This is a genomic window from Streptomyces sp. NPDC005811 (assembly GCF_040630405.1).
Classification (GTDB): domain Bacteria; phylum Actinomycetota; class Actinomycetes; order Streptomycetales; family Streptomycetaceae; genus Streptomyces.
On sequence record NZ_JBEXXK010000079.1, the window covers coordinates 22,837 to 45,553 of the forward strand.

A 22,717-nucleotide genomic window follows, 5' to 3' on the forward strand; every position below is an offset into this window, starting at 1 on the left:
AGTGGACTACATGAAGACCGCATCCATCTCCGCCGAAGAGCCCCGATGGCTCACCCACGAAGAACAGATCGTCTGGCGCTCCTACGTCCACGCGAGCATGCTGCTCGAGGACCACATGGACCGGCAGCTGCAGCGGGACGCGGGGATGCCGCACATCTACTACGGCCTTCTGGTCAAGCTCGCCGAGTCGCCCGCGCGCCGGCTGCGGATGACCGAGCTCGCCATGCACGCGAAGATCACCCGCTCGCGGCTCTCGCACGCCATCGCCCGGCTGGAGAAGAGCGGCTGGGTGCGGCGCGAGGACTGCGCCTCCGACAAGCGCGGGCAGTTCGCCGTGGTGACCGAGGAGGGGCTGGACGTGCTGCGGCGGGCGGCGCCGGGGCATGTCAGCGCCGTGCGCAACGCGGTGTTCGACCGGCTCAGCGGGGATCAGCAGAAGGCCCTCGGCGAGATCATGCAGATCATCGCCGAGGGCCTTCAGCCGGATGAGGCCGGGGCGGACCTTCCCTGGCTGCGCTAGAGGCGCCGGTCGGAGAAAGCCGGTCGGTCAGGTCAGTGCGCGACCACCGGGATCTGGACCGCGTCCTCCGCGTCCGTCGCGCCCTCGCCCGTGGCCGGGCCCAGTTCGGGCTTGCCGGCGGTGATGAGGGTCAGCGCGATCGCGGCGGCGGCGGCCAGGATGCCGACGGCGAACCAGATGGCGCTGGTGTAGCCGTGCACCATGCCCTCCAGCTGGACCAGCTGCTGCTGGGGCTTGGAGGCGGCACCCGCGATGTGGTCCTTGATGTACGACGTCGTCGCGGACGCGGCGATCGTGTTCAGCAGGGCGGTGCCGATCGCGCCGCCCACCTGCTGCGAGGTGTTGACCATCGCGGAGGCGACACCCGCGTCCCGCGGTTCGATGCCGTAGGTGGCCAGGGACATCGCCGGCATGAACGCCGTACCCATGCCGAGGCCGAGCAGCAGCATCGCCGGCAGCAGGACGGCCGCGTACGAGGAGCCGATCTCCAGTCGGGTCAGCAGCAGCATGCCGAGCGCGGCGACCAGGAAGCCCGGGCCCATCAGCAGGCGCGGCGCGACCCGGGTCATCAGCCGGGTGCCGATCTGGGTGGAACCGGTGATCATGCCCGCGATCATGGGCAGGAACGCGAAGCCGGTCTTGACCGGGGAGTAGCCCTTGACGACCTGCAGGTAGTAGGTCAGGAACAGGAACAGGCCGAACATCGCGATGATCGCGAGGCCGAGGGAGAGGTAGACACCGCCGCGGTTGCGCTCGGTGATCACGCGCAGGGGCAGCAGCGGGGCCTTGACCTTCGACTCGACGATCACGAAGGCGAGCAGCAGCACACCGGAGGCGACGAACATGCCGACGGTCAGGGAGTCGCTCCAGCCGTTGGACTCGGCACGGGTGAAGCCGTAGACCAGCGAGACCAGGCCCAGGGTGGACAGGATGACACCCGGGATGTCGAGGGCGGAGCGGTTGCGGCCGCCCTCGGGCTCACGGATGACGAAGTACGCGCCGGCCGCGGCGACGATCGCGAACGGGATGTTGACGAAGAACGTCCAGCGCCAGTCGAGGTACTCGGTGAGGAATCCGCCGAGGATCAGGCCGACCGCGCCACCGCCGCCGGCGATCGCGCCGTAGATGCCGAAGGCCTTGGCGCGCTCCTTGGCGTCGGTGAACATCACCGCGAGCAGGGAGAGCGCGGCGGGCGCGAGGAGCGCGCCGAAGGCGCCCTGGAGCGCGCGGGCGCCGAACATCATCGCCTCGTTGGTGGCGGCGCCGCCGAGCGCGGAGGCCGCGGCGAAGCCGCCGAGACCGGTGACGAAGGCGCGCTTGCGGCCCCACAGGTCGGCGATCCGGCCGCCGAAGAGCAGCAGTCCGCCGAAGGCGAGGGCGTAGGCGGTGACGATCCACTGCCGGTTGCCGTCGGAGATGCCGAGATCCTGCTGGGCGGAGGGCATCGCGATGTTCACGATGGTGGCGTCGAGCACGACCATCAGCTGGGCTATGGCGATGAAGGCCAGCGCTTTCCAGCGGTTGGCGTCCGGGACGCCGGGGGCCTTGAGGGCTGTTTCGGACATGGAGGTACCCACTTCGGGACTTCGTGACGGAAAAAGAACGTGAAAGAGCGTGAAAGGACGTGACAGAGCGCGGAAGGTCGTCAAGGAGCGTGAAAGGGCGCGGAACGAGCTCTACGAGGTGTTCTGGGTGGTCAGGCCTGGCGCAGGTCCTCCATGGTCACGGCGGTGCCCGGCAGGACGGAGGGGGCCGGGGCCCGCAGTCCGTCCAGGAGCAGTTGGAGGTGGCGGTGGACGAACCGGTCGCTGTAGCTGCATCCGGTGCCGGCCGGGGGGCGGCTGAGCTGGGCGACGGCGACCATGACGTCACCGACGCCTACGTCGTGCCGTAGCTGCCCGGCCGCCTTGGCGCGGTCCATGACCTCCTCGATGATCCGCTCGACGCGCAGACGGGCGGCTTCCAGGTCGGGGTGGTGCTGGTCGAAGGTGCTGGAGACCATCGGGCACAGCGCGCTGACCCGCTCGTCGGCGGAGACGTGCACGAAGCGCTCCAGCGCCGCGAAGGCGTCCCCGGACTCGGCGAGGGCGGCCTGGCCGGCCAGGACCGTGCGGTCCAGGACGGAGCAGACGACCTCGCGGACCAGGGCGTCGCGGTCGGGGAAGTGGCGGTACACCGTGGCATTGCCGACGCCGGCCCGGCGGGCGATGTCGTCGAGCGGTACGTCGGGACCGAGCTCGGTGAACATCTCGCGGGCGGCGGTGACGATCCGCTCCCGGTTGCGCAGGGCGTCGGCCCGGGGGCGGGGCGCCTTGCGTGCGGCGGGAAGCGCCGAGGTCGCGGTCTGCACGGCGTACTCCTCGAAGCAGGGGCGGGGCGATCCGGGGAAGCTCTCCCCGTTTCGCTCGGACACCTGACTAAACGGGGAAGCGATCCCCGGTTATTTCCCGCGGCCGGAACTTTCCTTCGTGACCTGGGTCACATGCACACGATCGGTCGTTCCCAGCGCGCGCCCGCCCGCCCCGCGTCACAGGGTGAGCGAAAGGGTGCAGCCGGTGACCGGGTGGCTGCCCGGAGGGAAAGGCCCCGCATGCAGCCGCAGCCCGTGCGCACCGCCCCGGAGCCCCTCCGCCGCCGGATACGCCCGCGCCGCGTCGCCGTCCTCGCCTCCGTGACCGCGCTGACCTTCGCGGTCAGCACCTCGGCCGGCACCGGCCGCCTCGACCCCGGCCTCGCGCTCGGGCCGACCCGGGCCGGGGCGGGCCCGATCTCGCTGGGCCGTACCGCCGGCCTCGCCCCCTGCCTGATCAGGAGCGGCCCCTCCGTCCAGATGTCCGAGGGCCTGCCGACCCCCGGCGGCTACGCCCGCTCCACCGGCACCGTCCGCGCCCTCACCCTGATGGTCGACTTCTCCGACGCGCCGGGCCGGGGCACCGCGCTCGACCGCTACCACGAGTTCTTCCCACAGACCGAGCAGTGGTTCCGCACCGCGTCCTACGGCCGTCTCGACTACCGCTCCGAGACCCCGGTCCGGCACTGGCTGCGGATGCCGAAGACGTTCCGGGCGTACGGCATAGAGCGCGGCGCGCCCTTCGACCCCGGCTACCGCCGCCTCGTCCAGGACATCGTGGCCGCCGCCGACCCGAGCGTGGACTTCCGCGCGTACGACCTGCTGAACGTGCTGGTCACCCCGAACGCGGGCCCCTCCGCGCTGGACACGGTCCTGTCGGTGACGTTCGCGGGGAACACCGAGGCGCCGGTCGCCGACGGGGTGACCGTCGCCAACGCCTCCTTCGTCTACTCGCGTCAGGACGACGGCTCCGGCTCCTACGGCCGCACCGGCTACCGCGTCCTGCCGCACGAGAACGGGCATGTCTTCGGGCTGCCCGACCTCTACACCCAGGACGGCGGGGGCGCGGTCGGGCACTGGGACATCATGAGCGAGGACTGGGGGGCCAACAACGACCTGCTCGGCTGGCACAAGTGGAAGCTGGGCTGGCTGGACGCGAGCCAGATCGCCTGCTCGGCGGTGCGCGGGTCGGCCGAGTACCGGCTGACCCCGCTGTGGCGGACCGGGGGCCCGAAGCTGGTGTTCGTGCCCGTCGACGCGCGCACCGGTTACGCCGTCGAGCTGCGCACCCGCGGCGGCAACGACGAGACGGTGTGCCGGCCGGGGGTGCTCGTCTACAAGGTGGACGCCGGGATCGACACCGGCATGGGGCCGGTGACCGTGTACGACTCGGCCGAGGACAGCGGGGGCTGCACACGCAGCCCCAACGTCCACGCGGAACTCTCCGACGCGCCCTACGCGCCCGGCGAGTCCTTCACCGACACCGGGCGGGGCATCCGGATCTCGGTGACGGGCGCGGACCTGAAGGGGGACTACCGGGTGCGGGTCACCCGGCGGTGAAGGCGCCCAGGTGGGGGCGGGGGCCGTGAGGCGGGTAAGAGCAAGGTCGTAGGACCGTAGGCCGTGAGCCGTGTGCCGCAGGGCCGCATTACCGTAGGGCTGCCCAGATCCCCGTACGGGAGAACCGATGCCCGCGAAGACCACCACCACCCCCGGCCCCGAGGCGGACGCGCCCGCGGAGGCCGTGGTGCCGCTGATGCGCGGGGTGGCCGTGCTGCGGGAGCTGACCGGCGCGGGCGGGGCGATGCGGCTGAGCGAGCTGGAGCGGGCCACCGGGCTGGCCCGCTCCACCGTGGACCGGGTCGTCGCGACCCTGGTGCGCATGGGGTACGCCCGGCTGGACGGCCGGGACGCGATCCTCACCCCGCGCGTGATGGAGCTGGGCAACGCCTGTCTGGCCGCGCTCCGGCTCCCCGCGCTGCTGGGCGCACGGGCCGACGCGCTCGCCGACGAGCTCGACGAGTCGGTGTCGCTGGCCGTCGCCGACCGGGACGGCATCCGGTTCATCCACCAGGCGACCCGCCGCCGCGCGATGTCCCTGAGCTTTCGCATCGGCGATCTGCTGCCCGCCGAACGCACCGCGCCGGGCCCGCTGTTCGCCGCCGAGTGGACGGACGCCGACTGGCGGCGGTGGCGCGAGCGGCGGGCGGCGGACCCGGAGGACCGGTCCTTCACCGCCGTACCGGCCGCCCCGCACCGGGCGCCCGACGAGGACTTCGTCCGACGGGCCGGGCGGGCGGCCGAGGAGGGCTGGTCCCTCGACGACCAGCTGATCGAGCCGGGCCTGGTGGCGGTGTCGGTGCCGGTACGGGCGCCGGGCACGGGGCGGGTCGTGTGCGTCGCGAACGTCGTCAGCCACACCAGCCGGCACACCGCGGCCGATCTGCGCGACACCCTGCTGCCCCGGCTGCGGATGGCGGTCGCGGCGATGGAGGGCGAGCTGCGGCGGGCGCCGGCGGCCGATCCGGGTCCGCCGCCCGCCGGTCTCGCGCTGTGGACGGGCGCGTCCAAGCAGGAGCTGGGCCGGGAGTTCATCGAGTCCCTGGCCCGCGGGCTGACCGTCCTCACCGCGTTCGGGGAGGGCCGGGCCGAGCTGACGCTGACGGAGGTCGCCAAGGCGACGGGACTGGCCCGGGCCACCGCCCGCCGGGCCCTGATCACCTACGCGCACCTGGGTCTGGTGGGGCCCGGCCGCCCCCGGCAGACCTTCGCCCTCACCCCGCGCGTCCTCTCCCTCGGCTTCCCGCCGCTGTCCCGTACGACGCTCCCCCGCCTCGCGACCCCGCACCTCGCGGCGCTCGCGGAACGGGTCCACGAGTCGACGGCGCTCGCGGTCCTCACCGAAGGGGGCGACGAGATCCAGTACACGGCCGGGGTGGCCGCGCACCATCGGATGAGCGTGGACGTGGACGTGACCGTGGGCACCCGCCGCCCGGCCGCGCTGACGGCGGCGGGACGGGTGCTGACGGGGCGGTACGAGGGCGGCGGTCAGGAGGGCGGCGGTCACCAGGGCGGCGGTCACCAGGGCGTGTTCGCCTTCGTGGACGAGGAACTGGAGCAGGGGCTGCGGTCGGTCGCCGTTCCCGTACGGGACGGGACGGGCCGTGTCGTCGCGGCGCTCGGGATCGCCACCCACACGGCACGGCGGACGGCCGAGGAGTGCGTCCGCGACCTGGCACCCGAACTGACGGCGACCGCGGCGCTCGTCGAGGCGGATCTGCGGGTGGCGGCACGCTTCACGCGCGTACCGCTGTCCTGACACCTGCTTCCTGACACCTGCTTCCTGACCCCCTGCTTCCTGACACCTGCCCCTCCCTTTAGGACAGGTTCCGGCCCAAGCAGCCCCTACGGTCCTCACCACGACCGCACTTCTCCCAAGGAGTCGCCATGCTGCGAGGCCTCACGACCGTCCGCTTCCACGCCGCCGACCTGGCGGCCGCCAAGCGCTGGTACACCGAACTCCTGGGCGTCGAGCCGTACTTCGAGCGGCCGGGCTACGCCGAGTTCCGCATCGGCGACTACCAGCACGAACTGGGCCTGCTGGACAGCAGGTTCGCCGCGACGCTGGGCGCCCACACGGATGCGGCGGGAGGCGCGGTGACGTACTGGCACGTGGACGACGCCGAGGCGACCCTGACCCGCCTCCTCGCCCTGGGCGCCACCCTCCACGAGCCGCTGCGCGCGTTCGGCGACGGTTTCGTGGGCGGCTCGGTGGTGGACCCGTTCGGCAACGTCCTGGGGATCATGCGGAACAGGCACTACCTGGAGGTCCTGGCGAGCCGATGACACCGACGGCCGCGCCGCGCCGGCCGCTTCGGCGTCCCGGTCAGGCGAGTGCGCGTACGGACCGGCGGATGACCAGCTGGGTGCTCAGGACCACGTGGTCGTCGCCGCGCATGCGCTCCGCGCTCTCCAGCGCCAGCCGGACCGCCGTACGGCCCAGGTCCTCGTACGGCACCCGGACCGAGGTGAGGGACGGGACGAGGTCCGCGGCGAACGGAACGTCGTCGAAGCCGACCACCGAGACGTCGGAGGGCACGTCCAGCCCCGCGTCACGGAGCGCGGCGAGCACCCCGAGCGCGACCATGTCGGTGCCCGCGAGGACGGCCGTGAACTCCACCCCGGCCCGCAGGGCGTCCCGCGTGCGCTGGTAGCCGGAGACGCGCGTGTAGTCCCCGGGTACGTCGAGTTCCGCGGCGTACGGCAGTCCGTGGGCGCGCAGGGCGTGGAGGTAGCCTTCGCGCCGCTGCATGCCGGTGCTCTGCCGGGGATCGGCGCCGAGGAAGAGCACGCGCCGGTGGCCCTGGACGAAGACATGGTCGGCGGCCTGGAAGGCGCCCCCGCGGTTGTCGTAGTCCACGACGGTCACGGGGAGGTTCCCGGGCACGGGCGGGCGGCCCACCAGCACCAGCCGGGATCCGGCGGCGTCCAGGGCGCGCGCGTACTCGGCCATCCGCCGGAAGTAGGCCTCGTCCTGCACCGTGCCGCCCACGAGCACGACCGCGGCCGCGTGCTGCTCGCGCATCAGCTGGACCAGGGCGTCCTCCCGCTCCGGGTCCCCATGGGTGGCGCAGACCAGGCTCAGCCGGCCCCGCAGGGCCGCCTCCTGCTCGACCCCCGCGGCGACATGGGCCAGCGACGGCCCGGTGATGTCCCGCAGCACCAGGGCGATGGGGCCCGGGACCCGCCCGGAGAGGGCCTTGGCGTGGACGTTCACCACATAGTGGAGCTGCTCCACCGCGGCCATGACCCGTTCCCTGGTGGCGGTGGAGACGGGGTAGTTGCCGGCCAGTGTCCGGGAAACGGTTGCTACCGAGACACCGGCCTGTACGGCGACATCGCGGATGGTGCTCGGACGGTCACCATCTGCGGCCTTCTTCCGCCGGCGCTTGGCAGTCCTGGGCTCGGAGCCCGCGCCGGAACCATTTCCATTCACCGTCACACCGCGACGTTACTGCATTCGACACTCATACGGCCCCTCCGAAGCGGCTGCTGGTACCCAGATGACGGTAATCGTTTACTGATCATCCGCGGCGCCGGTTCCGGAACCGGCCAGCGGCAGCCAGACCCGCATGGCGCCCGCCTCACGGTTGGCCCATGCGTAGTACGGCACCGCCGTCAGCCCGACACCCGCCCCGGGCCGCGGCTCCCCGGTCCCGAGCGGTCGGTAGGGCCAGGCCCCGGGCTCGTCCGGGGTGAGCGGGCGTCCCGTCGCGCCCACCGTGACGACGCCGCCGAGCAGGTGGGGCCGGCTGTCCACGGTCAGCGGTGCGGCCGGGTCCAGTGCGAGGTCGTCGGGGTCCAGACCGCCGGGCTGGTCGGTCTGTTCGAGGCAGTACACCAGCGGCCCGCGTTCGATGGCGGCGCAGCCCCGGACGGCGTCGACGCGCGGGCCCGCGACGGTGAGCCGGGGCGGCATCGCGAGAGCGAGCCGGACGGTGTCGCCGGGGGCGAAGGCGCGGGTGACCCGCAGCCAGCCGGACTCCGGCGGCCCGTCCAGCACCGTGCCGTTCAGGGCGAGGGTGGAGCGCGTGCACCATGCGGGCACGCGCAGCGCGAGGCTCTTCGGCCCGGCGGGGGTCTCCTCGACGGTCACCGTCACCGTGCCGTCCCACGGGTAGTCGGTCACCACCCGCACGGTGAGGCCGTCGCCGCCGTAGACGCCGGTGGCGTACTGGTGGAGATACAGGCCGTCGGCGCCGGTCGTGGCCATGTAGTGCGGCAGGCTCGCGAGCAGGCGCATCACATTGGGCGGGCAGCAGGCGCAGCGGAACCAGGGGGTGCGGTGCGCGCTCTGGTCGCCGGGACGCTCGTGGGAACGGGCCCGGCGGTGCAGCGGGTTGACGTACAGCCAGGTCCGTCCGTCCAGTCCGGCGCCGGCGAGGAAGCCGTTGAACAGGGTGCGCTCGATCAGGTCGGAGTAGCGGGCCTCGCCGGTGAGCAGGGCCATCCGCCAGGAGAAGTGGATCGAGGCGATGGCGGCGCAGGTCTCGGCGTAGGCGCGGTCGGCGGGCAGTTCGTGGGCGTCGCCGAAGGCCTCCCAGTCGTGCCGGGACCCGACGGCCCCGGTGAGGTAGGTCTTGGTGGCCGCCATGTCCCGCCACAGCCGCTCCACCGCCGCGCGCAGCCCGGGGTCACCGGTCTCGGCCGCCAGGTCGGCGGCCCCGGCCAGCAGGTAGAGCTGGCGTACGGCGTGACCGGCGACCTCGGTCGCCTCGCGGACCGGGGTGTGGTCCTGCCAGTACTCCGGCCCCGGATCGCGGTCGTGGCCGCGGTCGGCTCCGGAGGACAGACTTCCGTGGCCGCGCCGGTCGACGAAGTAGCGGGCGAGGTCGAGGTGGCGCCTGTCCGAGGTGGTCCGGTAGAGCTCGACGAGCGCCGTCTCCACCTCGGGGTGCCCGCAGACCGTGTCGACCTGCCGGCCGGGACCGAAGACGGAGTGCAGATGATCGGCGAGCCGGCCCGCCACCCGCAGCAGCCGGTCGGAGCCGGTGGCCCGGTGGTGGGCGACGGCGGCCTGGATCAGGTGCCCCGCGCAGTACAGCTCGTGGCCCCAGCCCAGCTCGGTCCACGGCTCTCCCCCGCCGAGCTGGTAGTACGTCTGGAGATAGCCGTCCTCCCGCTGGGCGGCGGCGATCAGCCCGACGACGGCCTCGACCTCGGCGGCGAGTTCCCCGTCGGGGCTGTCCGCCAGCTGCCAGCAGGCGGCCTCCAGCCACTTGTGGACGTCGGAGTCCTGGAACTGGAAGTCACCGGCGAAATGCGCGGGTTCGGCTCCGTCCCGGCCGTTCGGGAGGGCGGCGGCACGGAGGTTGGCGAGGTTCCCGGCCGCCTCGAGCCGCTCCGGGCCCTCGGCGAGGGACACCTCGGCGTTGACCCGGCGGCGCTCGGCCCAGAAGCCGCCCTCGACACGGGCCAGGGCGGCGGGACGCAACGGGGACACGGCACCGGCGGTGGGACGAACCGGTCCGGACGGGGCGGTGTTCAAGGGAACCTCCGGGGAAAGGGAGCCGCGGACGGCGTGGCGAGCGGCGGGAGAGGCGGGGGCAGGGAGGGGTGGGGAGGGTCGGGGAGGGGCGGCAAGCGGAGCGCGGCTGAGCTGCGACGGGGAGACGGGGGTATGGAAAGGGGGGTACGGAAAGACGGCGGGGAACGGAGAGACGGAGACGGCGGCGGCGGTCAGGCGCTGAGCCGCGGGCGCGGGTGGGGGCGCGGACGCGCCCGGCGAGGCGGCGAGCAGGGCACGGCTGAGCGGCGACAGGCGACGGGCGACAGGAAGACACGCCGCAAGGCCGGGAAGACGGCGACGGTCAGGCGCTGATGGCGAGCTGGGCCCGGTGCACCGGGTGCGCCAGGGGCAGGCCGGTGCCGATGCGTTCCAGTTCCTGTACGACGGTGGCGCCGAGGCGGGCCAGTTCGTTGCCCAGGGAGCCGGCGATGTGCGGGGTGAGGAAGACGTTGGGGAGGCCGTAGAGCGGGGAGCCGGCGGGCAGGGGTTCCGGGTCGGTGACATCGAGGACCGCGCCGAGCCGCCCGCCGACCAGCTCCTCGGTGAGCGCGGTGTGGTCGACGAGGGCGCCCCGCGAGGTGTTGATCAGGACGCCGCCGTCGGGGATGAGGGCCAGTCGCTCGCGGCTGAGCATGCCCTGCGTCTGCGGGATGTCGGGCGCGTGCACGCTGACGATGTCGCTGGTGCGCAGCAGTTCGTCCAGGGGGAGCGAGACGGCTCCGAGCCGCGCCGCCTCGGCCGCGTCGACGTAGGGGTCGTACAGGCTCACCGACAGGTCGAACGGCCGGAGCAGTTCGAGGACGCGGCGGCCGACGCGGGAGGCGCCGATCAGACCGACCCGGCGGCCGAGGTTGCCGACCGTCGCGTACTCCGTCGCCGCGGGGTACGTCTGCTCGGCGCGGAAGCGCTCGCGCAGCCCGAAGGCGTTCTTGCCGGACAGGAGGATCGCGGCGAGCGTGTACTCCGCCACGGGCAGCGCGTTGGCCTGCACCGCGCTGGACAGCGTGATGCCCCGCTCCCAGAACGGCTCCCCGACCATGTGCCGGACGCTGCCGGCCGCGTGCAGCACCGTCCGCAGCCGCGGCGCCCCCGCCAGGACCGGCGCCCCCAGGTGGGGGCAGCCCCAGCCCGTGATCAGTACCTCGGCCCGGCTCAGGGCCGCCGTCGCCGCCGGATCGCAGAAGTCCTGGACGACGAGCCCGGGATCGACGCGCACGAGCCGGCGGAGCCGGTCCATCAGGGGCGCCGGGAACAGTTCGCGCAGATGGACGGGGTTCATGACGAAGAGCGCGTAAGGCGTTGCCGATGCCGACATGGTGATGCTCCTGCTCGGGCTCAGGGGGTGGCGAGCGAAACGCCGCACGGTTAGTAAACGTATTCCAAGCTAGAAGCCGTGCGGTCGACCGGTCAATGCTCCAGCGCGGGGCGATCCACAGGCGATCCCTCTGACCGCCCTCTCCGATCGAGGTCGCGATCGCCGATCTACGCAGGTCAGACGCATCTGCGGGTAACGTTCTTGAAAGTCTGGCGAAACAATCCGCCGCCTCCCCCTTGTGGATCCGGCCACTTCGGCCGTACGGTCCACGACAAACGGTTACTGCCACTGATGAGCGGTGCCGCTTTCCTTCCCCTTTGCGCCGCACGACCGCGCCGCCTTCCCCACGCTGCAGCGCCGTCTCGTTCCCCTCGTGGAGGACCGATGTCCACATTCCGCATCCGCAGCAGAGCCGTCGTCCCGGTGGCCGCCGCAGCGTCCCTCTCCCTGCTCCTGGCAGCCTGCTCCGACAGCGGTGGCGGCTCCGAGGCCGCGCCGAAGACCCAGGGCAAGGTCACGCTGGAGTTCTGGAGCTGGACCGACGGCATCGAGGCCCAGACCGAGGTGTGGAACAAGGAGCACCCCGAGACGCAGATCAAGTTCGTCAACGCGGCGGGCGAGACCGTCTACCAGAAGCTCCGCGCGGCCGTGAACGCGGGCACGGCCCCGTGTCTGTCCAAGATGGACGGGATGAACCTGGCGAGCTTCGCCGCGGACGGCCTGCTGACCGACATCACGAAGGCCGCCGCCCCGTACGAGAACGCGTACACGACGGCGGCGTGGAACGCGGTCAGCCCCGGCGGCACCACCTTCGGCATCCCGATGGGCTCCTCGCCCCTGTTCACGGCCTACCGCGCGGATCTGTTCCAGAAGTACGGCATCGAGGCGCCGAAGACCTGGGACGACCTGATCGCGGCCGGCAAGAAGGTCCAGCAGCAGGACAAGAACGTCAAGATCTTCAACATGGCCGGTGAGGACCCGAGCACCCTCGTCGACCTGTCCTGGTCCGCCGGCGCCCAGTGGTACAAGGTCGACGGCGACCACTGGGTCATCGACTTCACCTCGCCCGAGGCGCTCAGGGCCGGTGACGTCGTCCAGCAGCTGGTGGACGACGACCTCGCCTCCAACGCCTCCTACGCCGACCCGGGCGTCTTCAAGACCTGGGACCTCGGCAGGACGATCGCGATGACCACCTCCACCTGGCAGCTGCCGATCTACGACACCAACTTCCCCAAGTCCCAGGGCAAGTGGCAGCTCTCGGACGCTCCGCTCTTCGACACCGCGAAGCCTCAGACGTCCAGCAACTTCGACACGACCGCCGTCCTCAAGGGCTGCAAGTACCCCGACCGCGCCGCACAGTTCGCCGCCTGGCTGTCCAGCAGCAAGGAGTCGCTGACCACCCTCACCGACCCGGCCTCCAAGTCCGGCCTGTTCCCCGCGGTCAAGGACGTCTCGCCGTACGTCGACAAGATCATCCCGACCGGGATGTTCAACGGGAAGTCCGACAGCGCGAACGTCATCACCACCGCCGCGTCCCGGGTCGGCGAGCAGTGGCAGTACGGCCCCGACTACGCGGCGATGTACTCCGAGATGCAGAAGCAGTGGGGCAAGGTCATGAAGAAGCAGCTCACCGTCAAGGCGATGCTGACGCACCTGCAGCAGTGGACCCTCGACGACCTCAAGGGCAAGGGCATCAAGGCCGTCGCCGGCAGCTGACCCCGGCACCCACCGCCGCGGCACCGCACCCCACATCGCCGCCGCACCGCACCACCCACGGACCCGCGGCACCACACCACCCACCGCCACCACACCGCACCACCCACGGACCCGCCGCACCGCACCGCCGATCACCGCCGCACCGCACCGCACTGCCCACCGCCCCGCCGCCCGTGCCCGTCGGCGCAGCTCACCTGGAGATATCCGTGTCCACCCAGACGCGACCGCCCGAGGTCGCCACCGACTCCCCGGCCCGGCGGCCCTCCCCCCGCCGGGCCGGGAGGCAGGGGGCCTACAAGGGGGTGCTGTTCACAGTGCCGTTCCTCGTCGGCTTCCTGGTCACCTACGTGCTGCCGATCGGCTACGCGTTCGGTCAGAGCCTGTACGAGAAGCGGAGCAGCGGTCTCGGTTTCGGGCCGACGCGCACCGTCTACACCGGCTTCGAGAACTTCGCCTCCGTACTCGGCGACACCGCCTTCTGGTCGAGCATGCTGCGCACCCTGCTGTTCGGCTCGGTCCAGATCACGGTGATGCTCGGGATCTCGCTGCTGCTGGCGCTGCTGCTCGACGGGGTCGCGGCGCGGGCGGTGCGGTTCTTCCGGGCGGCGCTGCTCATTCCGTACGTCGTGCCCGCGGTCGTGTCCACCGTCATGTGGCTGTTCCTCTACAGCCCCACGGGCAGCCCGCTGCTCGACCTGGCCCACCGGGCCGGCACCGACGTCGACTTCTTCGGCGGCCTGAACACCTATCTGTCCCTGGGCAATCTGCTGACCTGGCAGGGCATCGGCTTCAACATGATCCTCATCTCCGCCTCCCTGCAGGCGCTGCCGCGCGAGCTGTACGAGGCGGCACGGCTCGACGGGGCGAAGGAGTGGCGGATCGCCTGGTCCGTCAAGATCCCGAACATCACCGGGATCCTCGTCCTGACCGGCATGTTCTCGCTGATCGGGCGGCTCCAGCTGTTCACCGAGCCGCTGATGCTGCGGCAGATCGCACCCGAGTCGATCAACACCGACTTCACGCCGATGATGGAGATCTACGACAAGGCGTTCAAGGCCGGCAACTACCAGTACGCCGCCGCCGAGTCGCTGGTCCTGGCCGTCGTCACCGGCATCCTCGCCTTCGTGTTCCACCGCGTGACGAACAGGAAGATGTCATGAGCAGTGTCCCCACCGGAGGCGGAGCACGCCCCACCCGCCGCGCCGTGGCCCTCACCACCGGCCTGCTGGTCCTCTTCCTGCTGTACTCGCTCGCCCCGACCTGGTTCCTGATCGTCTCCGCGACGAAGAACCAGACCGACCTCTACTCCACCTTCGGCCTGTGGTTCTCCGACAACCACCTCGGTGACAACCTCCAGCAGATCTGGACCTACCACGACGGCGTGTTCACCCGCTGGGTCGGCAACTCGATCCTGTACTCGACGCTCGGCGCGGCCGGCTCCACCCTCGTCTCGCTCGCCGCCGGATACGGGCTGTCGAAGTTCGGCTTCCGCGGTCGCGGCGCCCTGTTCGCGGTCATCGTCGGGGCATCGCTGCTGCCCAGCACCCTGCTGGCGTTCCCGCTCTACCTCGTCTTCGCGAAGATCGGCCTCACCGACACCATCTGGTCGATCCTGATCCCCTACTTCATCAATCCCTTCGGGGTCTACCTCGGCAAGGTCTACGCGGACAGCTCGGTGCCCACCGAGCTGATGGAGGCGGCCCGTCTCGACGGCGCCTCCGAGCTGCGGATCTTCTGGTCGGTCTCGCTGCGTCTGATGCGGACCGGCGGCATCACCATCTTCATGCTCGTCTTCATCGACATCTGGAACAACTTCTTCCTCCCCCTGTTCATGCTCAACGGCGAGCGCTCCTTCCCCGTGACCCTGGGCCTCTACTCGTGGCTCCAGCAGGCGCAGACCGCCCGCGACATGAACACCCTCGTCCTCACCGGATCCCTGCTGTCGATCGTTCCGCTCGCGGTGTTCATGTTCGCGCTCCAGAAGTACTGGCGCAGCGGAATCCTCATGGGCAGCCTCAAGTAAAAGGACCAGCCGTGCCCAACGCACCCAGAAGACGTGACGTCCTCAAGTACGCCGGGACCACCGGTGCCGCCGCGGCCGGCCTCGGCCTGCTGGGCGCCCAGCCCGCCGCGGCCGCGCCCGCCGCCGAACCCGCCCTCGCGAAGGCCGTCTGCACCCCCCTGGACATCGTTGTCTTCGGCAACGACTCCTCCGAGTCCGCGCACGGTCTCACCGCCACGCTCTCGGACACCGTCACCGGCGGCCTCGGCCAGAAGGCACGCGTCCTCAACCCCGCTGAGCCGGCCGGCTATTGGGGCGGCACGCTGAAGTTCGACGTCGCCGTCAGCCCGACCGACACCACCTATGTCACCGTCCGGCTGTGGGGCGACGACTACGACGCGACCTCCCAGCAGGCGGCGTCCGGCACGAACATGTGGCGGCTCCAGCTGTTCTGCGACGGCCTCCAGGTCGGCCACCAGGACGAGGGGGCCGTCGACAGCCTCGACATCCTCGACACCTCGCCGCGCGCCCCGGGGCGCTTCTTCTTCCACACCCTTCCGCTGCCCGAGCGGCTCACCCGGGGCAAGAGGAAGGTGACGCTGGAGATCCGGTCGATGGGCCGCATCTGGTCGTACGGCCAGAACACCGACCAGCTCTACTACAGGATGACCACCCCCTCGCGGGGCATCTACCGCCTCTACACGCACACCGAGCCGTACTTCGTACCGCCCAAGGGCGAGGCACAGGGCCCGGCCCCGGATCCCACCGTGCGCGAGGTCGAGGGCCCCGAGGCCCTGGAGGCCGTCCGCAAGCGCGTCGACAAGGACCAGAAGTACTACCTCAGCGGCGCCAACCCGGCGGGCATGGACGCCTGGGCCTTCCAGTCCCTCGCCGAGGGCTACCTCTGGTCCGGCAGCCCGGCGTACCGGAACCCCGTGGCGCTGGACCGGGTCCTGCGGGCGCTCGACGGCCGGTACATGGCCTGGAAGAACGACGCGACCGTGCTGACCGGCTCGGACCAGCAGTGGCAGGGCTTCGGCCGGGTCGGCCTGGTCCTCGCGCTGCTGTGGGAGCACCTGGGCGACCGTCTGGACCGGAAGGTGACCGGTTCGCCGTACGAGATCGCCAATCCCGGCTTCGAGGAGGGCGACGACACCCCGGAGGGCTGGGAGGTGCCGGGCTGGGGCAGGACCGCCGACGCCTCCTGGGCGCGGGACACCACCGTCGCCCGCTCCGGATCCGCGTCCCTCAAGGTGGCGGCGACCGCGTCCAACGGCTTCATCACCGTCTACTCCTCCCCCAAGACCCGGGTCGGCAAGGGCACCTACACCTACGGCGCGTGGATCAGGACGGACGGCGTGACCGGCGCCGGCGCGCACATCGACCCGCTGTTCTTCGACGCGAGCGGCAACCTCGTCGGCAGCGACCACCGCAAGTTCGCCGCCACCGGCACCCACGACTGGGAGTACGTCTCCCTCGACCTGGCCACCCCCGACGGCGCCACGCAGATGGAGATGCACCTGCGGCTGTCGGGTCCCGGCACGGCCTGGTTCGACTCCGTCGACCTGGTCGGGCCCACCGCCCTGCGCAACCCGGGCTTCGAGCAGGGCGACGGCACCCCGTCCGGCTGGGCCGTGCCCGGCTGGGGCAGGACGTCCGACGCCTCCTGGGCGCGGGACACCACGGTCGCCCGCTCCGGATCCGCGTCCCTCAAGGTGGCGGCGACCGCGTCCGACGGCTTCGTCACCGCGTACAACACGGCGAAGTTCCAGGTCGGCGACGGCACGTACACCTACGGCGCGTGGATCAGGACGGACGGCGTGACCGGCGCCGGCGCGCACATCGACCCGCTGTTCTTCGACGCGAGCGGCAACCTCGTCGGCGGCGACCACCGCAAGTTCGCCGCCACCGGCACCCACGGCTGGGAGCAGGTCTCGATCGACCTGGCGACCCCGGCCGGGGCGACGCAGGTCGAGTTCCATCTCCGGCTGTCCGGCCCCGGCACGGCCTGGTTCGACGACCTCTCCGTCACCGCCCCGGCCGGCACCGGCGCGGCGGAGCAGCCGGTCCGACGCGACGCCTACACCGACATGCTCAGGTCCAGCCGCGACCACTGGCGCCGCCACTTCCCGCACTACAGCAACCAGACGCAGATCTGCGCCATCGGCATCTACCAGGCCAACCGCGGCCTCGGCCTGCTCGCCCCCGACCTCGCCCTGCCCGAGGACAAGGCCCGCGGCTATCTGTACCAGTCGCTCGGGATGACGCCCTACCTCGGCCCCGAGGACGCCGACGGCAACCCGACCAAGCCGCTCGGCGAGAGCTACTACCAGGTGACGAAGGCGGGCCTGACCCGCGAACTCGGCTATGTCGGCAGCTACGGCGAGGTCATCGACTGGCTCGTCATGATGTACGAGTCCGTCACCCGCGGACACCAGGGGCAGGACGCGCCCGAGCTGCGCAAGCAGATGGTCGACATCATCAAGGCACGCGGCCGGTTCCGGGTGGTCGACGTCGACGAGACCGGCGCCCGGGTCGCCCGTATCGAGACCGTCATCGGCTGGCGCAACGAGGTCTACCCGGGTGAGATCGCCTATGCCTCCCGTACGGCGTGGGACTCCCACCCGGTGATGTCGGCCGCGGTGTTCCAGGACCCGGACATCGTCGGCTGGACCCAGGAAATGATGGCCGACGGCCAGTTCTACAAGCAGCTGGACCTGCTCATCCACCACTCCTGGACCCGCGTCGGCCTCGCCGGACTGCGTCTCGTCTCCCGCGACTGGGACGCCTTCCAGGCCCTCCCGGCCCGCCCCGGGCGCATCCCCACCGACTGGGACCGGCCCGACTTCGTCTTCACCGACGAGGACAACGGCTGCCTCGCCGTCAAGAACGGCCGTGAACTCCTCTTCGCCTCGCTCTACTGGCGGGCCCGCCAGGGCGTCAACGACTACGCCCGCATCCACCACCTCACCCCCACCGACCAGCGCTCCGCGACGGTCCGCCAGCGCTCCGCCGGCACCACCGACGACACGTTCACCGTCCGCGACTGGATCCTCTGGGACTACGCCATCAACGACCCCGGGGCCGGCGGCATCCCGCCGGGCGGCTTCCCGCCTCCCGGTGACACCCTCCACCAGGCCCTCGCCGGAGACGTGTACCACCTCGCCCCCGTCCCGGCGGACGTCCCCGACCCGGCCCTCGGCGTCCACTTCGAGGGCGTGGAGACCATGCTGGTGGGCCGCGCGCCGTTCTATCTGTGCGAGTACGGCGACTATCTGATCGCCATGAACACGAGCACCGACAGGACGTTCACTCTGCCCGCCCGCCCCGACTTCGGCCCGGCCCGCGACCTCGCCACCGGCAGGAACGTCGGCGCCGGACAGCGCCCCAAGGTCGGCCCGCGCAGCACGCTCGTGCTCTACCGGGGGGCGGGGGCGCGGCGGGAGAGCTGACGGGGGTGTAGGGGGAGGCGGTGCGTTCCCCGAGGGCACCGCCTCCCCCTTCCACGCGACCACCCGCACCACCCGCACGGCTTCCCCCCTTCTCCCCCTTCCGTTGCCCACTCAGCGCCGAGTGAATTGAGGAAGACCGCATGACCGAGCCGCGCCTCCCGTCCCGTCCCGCGTCCGAGAGCACCGCCCCCGGCCGACGCCGATTCCTGAAGATCACCGCCGTCGGCGCCGCCGCGGCCGCCACAGGACTGGGCCTCGTCCCCGAGGCCGACGCCCTCACCTCGTTCATCCATCCCGGGGTGCTGCACAAGCTCTCCGACATCCAGCGGATGAAGACCCGGATCGCCGCGGGCACCGAGCCCTGGCTCAGCGGCTGGAACGTGTTCAGGGCGAACGCGTACGCGCAGTCGACGTACACCATGGCGGGCCCCCTGACGACCATCGACCGCGGCACCACCGAGGTCGGCAACGGGGAGTTCTGGAACGACTGCAACGCGGCCTATCAGAACGCCCTGATGTGGAACCTGACCGGCACCACCGCGCACGCCACCAAGGCGCTGCAGATCATCAAGGCCTGGTCGGCGACGCTCACCTCGATCACCGGCAAGGACGCCCAGCTCGCGGCCTCCATCTACGGGTTCAAGCTCGCGGCCGCCGCCGAGCTCATGCGGTACACCGCGCCGTCGGGCAGCTGGTCGGCAGCGGAGATCACCCGCACCGAGAACCTCTTCAGGAACGTCTTCATCCCGCTGATCAACACCTTCGGCGACGCCGGCTGGGGCACCAACTGCATCAAGGCGATGATGGCCATGGGGGTGTTCTGCAACGACACCTCCGTCTACAACGCGGCCGTAGACGCCTTCTACCTGCACGACTGCTGCAGGATCAGCCGGGTGATCGGCGACACCGGCCAGTGCGTGGACAGCGGACGCGACCAGGCCCACACCCAGCTCATCCTCGGCAGCATGGCCGAGGCCTGCGAGATCGCCTGGGTGCAGGGCCAGGACCTCTACTCCGCCTCTTCCAACCGGCTGCTCGCCGGCTACGAGTACACGGCGAAGTACAACCTCGGCAACGACGTCCCGTACACCGTCTGGGGCTCCTGCCGGGCCACGTTCAACGCCCTCTCCACCATCGAGCGCGGCAACCTGCGCCCGATCTACGAGCTGGCCTTCAACCACTACGTCAAGCGCCGCGGTCTGCAAACCCCCTGGACCTATGCCGCCGTCGCGAAACTCCAGCCGGAGGGCGCCGCGTTCCAGTGCGACCACGTGGGCTTCGGCACCCTGCTGTTCACCCTCTGACCGGAGCATCCGTGACCCAGTTGATCCAGAACCCCGTCCTGCGCGGCTTCGAACCCGACCCGGCGATCCTGCGGGTCGGCGACGACTACTACCTCGCCACCTCCACCTTCGAGTGGTACCCGGGCGTCCGGATCCACCACTCCCGGGACCTGGTGAACTGGCGGCCGCTGGGCGGGATCCTGGACGGCACGCGTCTGCTCGACCTCACCGGCGTCCCGGACTCGGGCGGGATCTGGGCGCCCGGACTGTCGTACGCCGACGGCCTGTTCCACCTCGTGTTCACCGTCGTACACACGTATGCGGAGGGCTGGAAGGACCTCCCCAACCACATCACCACCGCCCCCTCGATCGAGGGCCCGTGGTCGGACCCGGTCCCGTTGCACGGCCGGGGCTTCGACGTGTCCCTCTTCCACGACGACGGCCCCGACGGTGACGGGCGCAGCTGGCTGCTGAACATGCGTTTCGACTGGCGGCCCGGCCACGACTCCTTCTCGGGGATCGAACTCCAGGAGTACGACCGCGGGACGCGGACCCTCCTCGGCGAGCCACGGACGATCTCGGTCGGCACCGCCGCCGGCGTCGCCGAGGGCCCGCACCTGTACCGCCGGGACGGCTGGTACTACCTGGTGCACGCCGAGGGCGGCACCGGCTACGAACACGGCGCGGCGGTGGCCCGCTCGCGCAGCCTGTTCGGCCCGTACGAGGCCGACCCGGCCGGGCCGTTGCTCACCTCCCGGCACGACCCGACGCTGGACCTGCAGAAGGCCGGTCACTGTTCGTTCGTCGAGACTCCCGCCGGTCAGTGGTACGCCGCCCACATCGTCGCGCGCCCCCACACCGAGCGAGGCCGGTGCGTTCTCGGCCGGGAGACCGCGCTGCAGCCGGTGACGTGGACCGAGGACGGCTGGCCCCGCATCGCCGGGGCCGTCCCCGCGGTCACCGTCCCGGCACCGGCCCTCCCCCCGGCCCCCGCGCCCGCGCGGACGCCCGCGACCGACCTCTTCGACACCCCCGCCCTCGGCCCCGACTGGTCCACGCTGCGTCGGCCGGCCGGCCCGGACTGGATCGAACCGGCACCCGGCAGACTGCGCATCCGCGGCGGCCAGTCACCGGTGGGCCGCCGCACCCCGAGCCTGGTCGCCCGCCGGGTGACCGCCCGTCGCTGCTCCTTCCGGACCAGCGTGACCTTCGCCCCCCGTACCCCCGACCACATGGCCGGACTCACCGCCTACTACAACACCCGCAACTGGCACTATCTCCACGTCACGGCGGAGGACGACGGTTCCCCGGTGCTGCGGGCGCTCAGCTGCGAGGGCGGACACCTCGTCGCGCACCGGCCCGAAGTACCCCTCACCCCCGGGCGCGCGGTCGTCCTGCACGCCGACCTCGACCTCCCCGTCCTGCGCTTCTCCTACGACACCGGCCCGGGCATGCGCGCACTGCCGCTCGAACTCGACGCCACGATCCTCTCCGACGAGCACGCCGACGAATTCCACGACGGCCAACTGCGGGTCCTCGGATTCACCGGCGCGATGCTGGGGCTGTGGGCGCAGGACCTCGACGGCACGGGGGTACACGCGGACTTCGCCTACGCCACCTACCTCACCACCCCGGACCGTGACGCATGACGCACCTCGCCCTGGGACGCATCCGCCTCTTCTGCACCGCCCTCGGCCCCGAAACCGGGCCCCCGCTCCTCCTGGTGCACGGCTGGGGCGGAGACGGCCGCGAATGGTCCCCGCACGCCGAGTCCCTCGCGGACCGGTTCCGGGTCCTCGTCCCCGACCTCCGCGGCCACGGCCGCTCCGAGGTGCCCGACCACGGCAACACCCCCGCCGAGATGGCCGACGACCTCGCCGCGCTGCTCGCCCGCCTGGACACCGGCCCGGCGGCCGTCGTGGGCCACTCGATGGGCGGACAGGTCGTCAACCTGCTCGCCGTACGGCATCCCGCCCTCGTCCGCTCCGTCATCGCCCTCGACCCGGCGCACGGCGCGCACGGCGAGGAGGTGACCCACATCCCGGAGCGGCTGACGCGATACCGGGCGGAAGGGGCCCGGGCGGCGGCCGGCCTCATCGCCGGAGCCTTCTCGGCGAACGCGCCGACGGGTCTGCGCACGGCACACCTCCGCACCATGCTCGGCACCCCGGACCACGTCATCGCCCAGGCGTACGCCGGCATGTACACCACCCCGGACGCGGTGGGCGTCCGCCCGCACAGCGAGACGTACCTACGGCATCGCACCCAGCGCGCCCTGACGGTATGGACCTCCCCGGAGGCCACCACCTGGGAACGCACCACCCTGCACGTCCCCGGCTCCCGCGTGGACCACTGGCCCGACACCGGCCACTACCTGCACGAAGAACACCCCACCCGCACGATCCGTCTGATCCGGGACTGGGTGCCGGCCCCGGTATGAGGACGTCATCAACGACAGAACCAGCAGGTCAGAAGCGCCCGCCCCTCGTCGCCACCCCCGTCGGCCCCGATCCCCGCAACCCGCGTCCGCCCACATCCGCTACCCTGTCCTTGGCCAGTGGTTGGTTCGCCGTGTCATCTGCCCCAGCACAACGCAGAGTCCATGACACCACCACTGACCAGTGGTTTTGCCTTCGTAGCTCAGGGGATAGAGCACCGCTCTCCTAAAGCGGGTGTCGCAGGTTCGAATCCTGCCGGGGGCACCGGAAAAGGGCCAGCTCAGGAGGGTTTCCTCCCAGGCTGGCCCTTCGTCGTGTTCGGGGTCGTGCCACACGCGTGCCACTAGGGTCCGTCTTCAAACGGATCTTGCCCAGAGCAGGATCGACGCGAGCGTGACCGCCGCTTCGTAGGAAGTGGCGGTCTTTTCGTATCTGGTGGCGATGCCGCGGAAGCCCTTGAGGCGGTTGAAACAGCGTTCAAGGAGCAAGCCGTAATGCCTGCATAGATGACTCCGAGGACGGGAATGTGCCGGTCATCGGGGTAAATGGCCTGCTCAGGGCCGCTGAGACGG

At 71.4% G+C, this 22,717-nt stretch carries 16 protein-coding genes, 1 tRNA gene and 1 pseudogene; 12 read left to right on the forward strand and 6 right to left on the reverse strand.

The genetic code is table 11. From position 1 onward, the window contains the following. The first annotated feature begins 10 nt into the window (after window positions 1-10). On the forward strand, window positions 11-520 hold the full coding sequence (locus ABZ490_RS47730) for a MarR family transcriptional regulator (RefSeq protein WP_359005698.1): 510 nt from the start codon (window positions 11-13) through the stop codon (window positions 518-520). Window positions 521-552: 32 nt separating this feature from the next. Here ABZ490_RS47730 and ABZ490_RS47735 read toward each other — a convergent pair whose 3' ends face one another. Continuing rightward, window positions 553-2,085: an MFS transporter gene (locus ABZ490_RS47735; RefSeq protein WP_359005701.1), complete on the reverse strand. Its 1,533-nt coding sequence runs from the start codon at window positions 2,083-2,085 to the stop codon at window positions 553-555. Window positions 2,086-2,216: 131 nt separating this feature from the next. Next, window positions 2,217-2,870: a TetR/AcrR family transcriptional regulator gene (locus ABZ490_RS47740; protein WP_359005751.1), complete on the reverse strand. Its 654-nt coding sequence runs from the start codon at window positions 2,868-2,870 to the stop codon at window positions 2,217-2,219. 240 nt (window positions 2,871-3,110) lie between these two features. On the opposite strand from ABZ490_RS47740, the gene ABZ490_RS47745 reads away from it, so the two are divergent. The 3 genes from ABZ490_RS47745 to ABZ490_RS47755 all read left to right on the forward strand — a co-directional run bounded on the left by ABZ490_RS47745 (window position 3,111) and on the right by ABZ490_RS47755 (window position 6,716). Further along, window positions 3,111-4,430, forward strand: coding sequence for a M6 family metalloprotease domain-containing protein (locus ABZ490_RS47745; RefSeq protein ID WP_359005704.1), 1,320 nt, complete (start codon window positions 3,111-3,113; stop codon window positions 4,428-4,430). A gap of 127 nt (window positions 4,431-4,557) precedes the next feature. Further along, complete coding sequence (locus ABZ490_RS47750) at window positions 4,558-6,189, forward strand: helix-turn-helix domain-containing protein (protein WP_359005707.1); 1,632 nt, start codon at window positions 4,558-4,560, stop codon at window positions 6,187-6,189. Window positions 6,190-6,317: 128 nt separating this feature from the next. Further along, complete coding sequence (locus ABZ490_RS47755; protein ID WP_359005710.1) at window positions 6,318-6,716, forward strand: VOC family protein; 399 nt, start codon at window positions 6,318-6,320, stop codon at window positions 6,714-6,716. A gap of 40 nt (window positions 6,717-6,756) precedes the next feature. Here ABZ490_RS47755 and ABZ490_RS47760 read toward each other — a convergent pair whose 3' ends face one another. The 3 genes from ABZ490_RS47760 to ABZ490_RS47770 all read right to left on the reverse strand — a co-directional run bounded on the left by ABZ490_RS47760 (window position 6,757) and on the right by ABZ490_RS47770 (window position 11,254). Continuing rightward, window positions 6,757-7,872, reverse strand: coding sequence for a LacI family DNA-binding transcriptional regulator (locus tag ABZ490_RS47760; protein WP_359005713.1), 1,116 nt, complete (start codon window positions 7,870-7,872; stop codon window positions 6,757-6,759). 75 nt (window positions 7,873-7,947) lie between these two features. Next, window positions 7,948-9,918, reverse strand: a complete 1,971-nt coding sequence (locus tag ABZ490_RS47765; protein WP_359005716.1) for a beta-L-arabinofuranosidase domain-containing protein — start codon at window positions 9,916-9,918, stop codon at window positions 7,948-7,950. Window positions 9,919-10,240: 322 nt separating this feature from the next. Continuing rightward, window positions 10,241-11,254: a hydroxyacid dehydrogenase gene (locus ABZ490_RS47770; RefSeq protein WP_359005719.1), complete on the reverse strand. Its 1,014-nt coding sequence runs from the start codon at window positions 11,252-11,254 to the stop codon at window positions 10,241-10,243. Window positions 11,255-11,638: 384 nt separating this feature from the next. On the opposite strand from ABZ490_RS47770, the gene ABZ490_RS47775 reads away from it, so the two are divergent. From ABZ490_RS47775 to ABZ490_RS47810, 8 genes are all read left to right on the forward strand, one after another. Then, window positions 11,639-12,970: an extracellular solute-binding protein gene (locus ABZ490_RS47775; RefSeq protein ID WP_359005722.1), complete on the forward strand. Its 1,332-nt coding sequence runs from the start codon at window positions 11,639-11,641 to the stop codon at window positions 12,968-12,970. Between the two features lie 206 nt (window positions 12,971-13,176). Continuing rightward, window positions 13,177-14,130 (forward strand): sugar ABC transporter permease, encoded by a 954-nt coding sequence (locus ABZ490_RS47780; protein WP_359005724.1) that lies wholly within the window; start codon window positions 13,177-13,179, stop codon window positions 14,128-14,130. Further along, window positions 14,127-14,993, forward strand: a complete 867-nt coding sequence (locus ABZ490_RS47785) for a carbohydrate ABC transporter permease (RefSeq protein WP_359005727.1) — start codon at window positions 14,127-14,129, stop codon at window positions 14,991-14,993. Before ABZ490_RS47780 ends, ABZ490_RS47785 begins: the two co-directional genes overlap by 4 nt. 11 nt (window positions 14,994-15,004) lie before the next feature. Next, entirely contained in the window at window positions 15,005-18,424 is a 3,420-nt protein-coding gene (locus tag ABZ490_RS47790) for a Tat pathway signal sequence domain protein (protein WP_359005730.1), read from the forward strand. A 140-nt stretch (window positions 18,425-18,564) separates the two neighbouring features. Continuing rightward, a complete protein-coding gene (locus tag ABZ490_RS47795; protein WP_359005733.1) occupies window positions 18,565-19,728 on the forward strand; it encodes an alginate lyase family protein in 1,164 nt (387 codons plus the stop codon). A 20-nt stretch (window positions 19,729-19,748) separates the two neighbouring features. Next, window positions 19,749-21,356, forward strand: a complete 1,608-nt coding sequence (locus ABZ490_RS47800) for a glycoside hydrolase family 43 protein (RefSeq protein ID WP_359005754.1) — start codon at window positions 19,749-19,751, stop codon at window positions 21,354-21,356. After that, on the forward strand, window positions 21,353-22,147 hold the full coding sequence (locus ABZ490_RS47805) for an alpha/beta hydrolase (RefSeq protein WP_359005736.1): 795 nt from the start codon (window positions 21,353-21,355) through the stop codon (window positions 22,145-22,147). The genes ABZ490_RS47800 and ABZ490_RS47805 overlap by 4 nt, the downstream gene beginning before the upstream one ends. A 189-nt stretch (window positions 22,148-22,336) precedes the next feature. Further along, a tRNA-Arg gene (locus ABZ490_RS47810) sits at window positions 22,337-22,409 on the forward strand. A 92-nt stretch (window positions 22,410-22,501) separates the two neighbouring features. On the opposite strand, the pseudogene ABZ490_RS47815 reads toward ABZ490_RS47810, so the two are convergent. Beyond that, a pseudogene (locus ABZ490_RS47815) lies at window positions 22,502-22,630 on the reverse strand (IS5/IS1182 family transposase); the annotation flags it as partial. Window positions 22,631-22,717 lie beyond the last annotated feature (87 nt).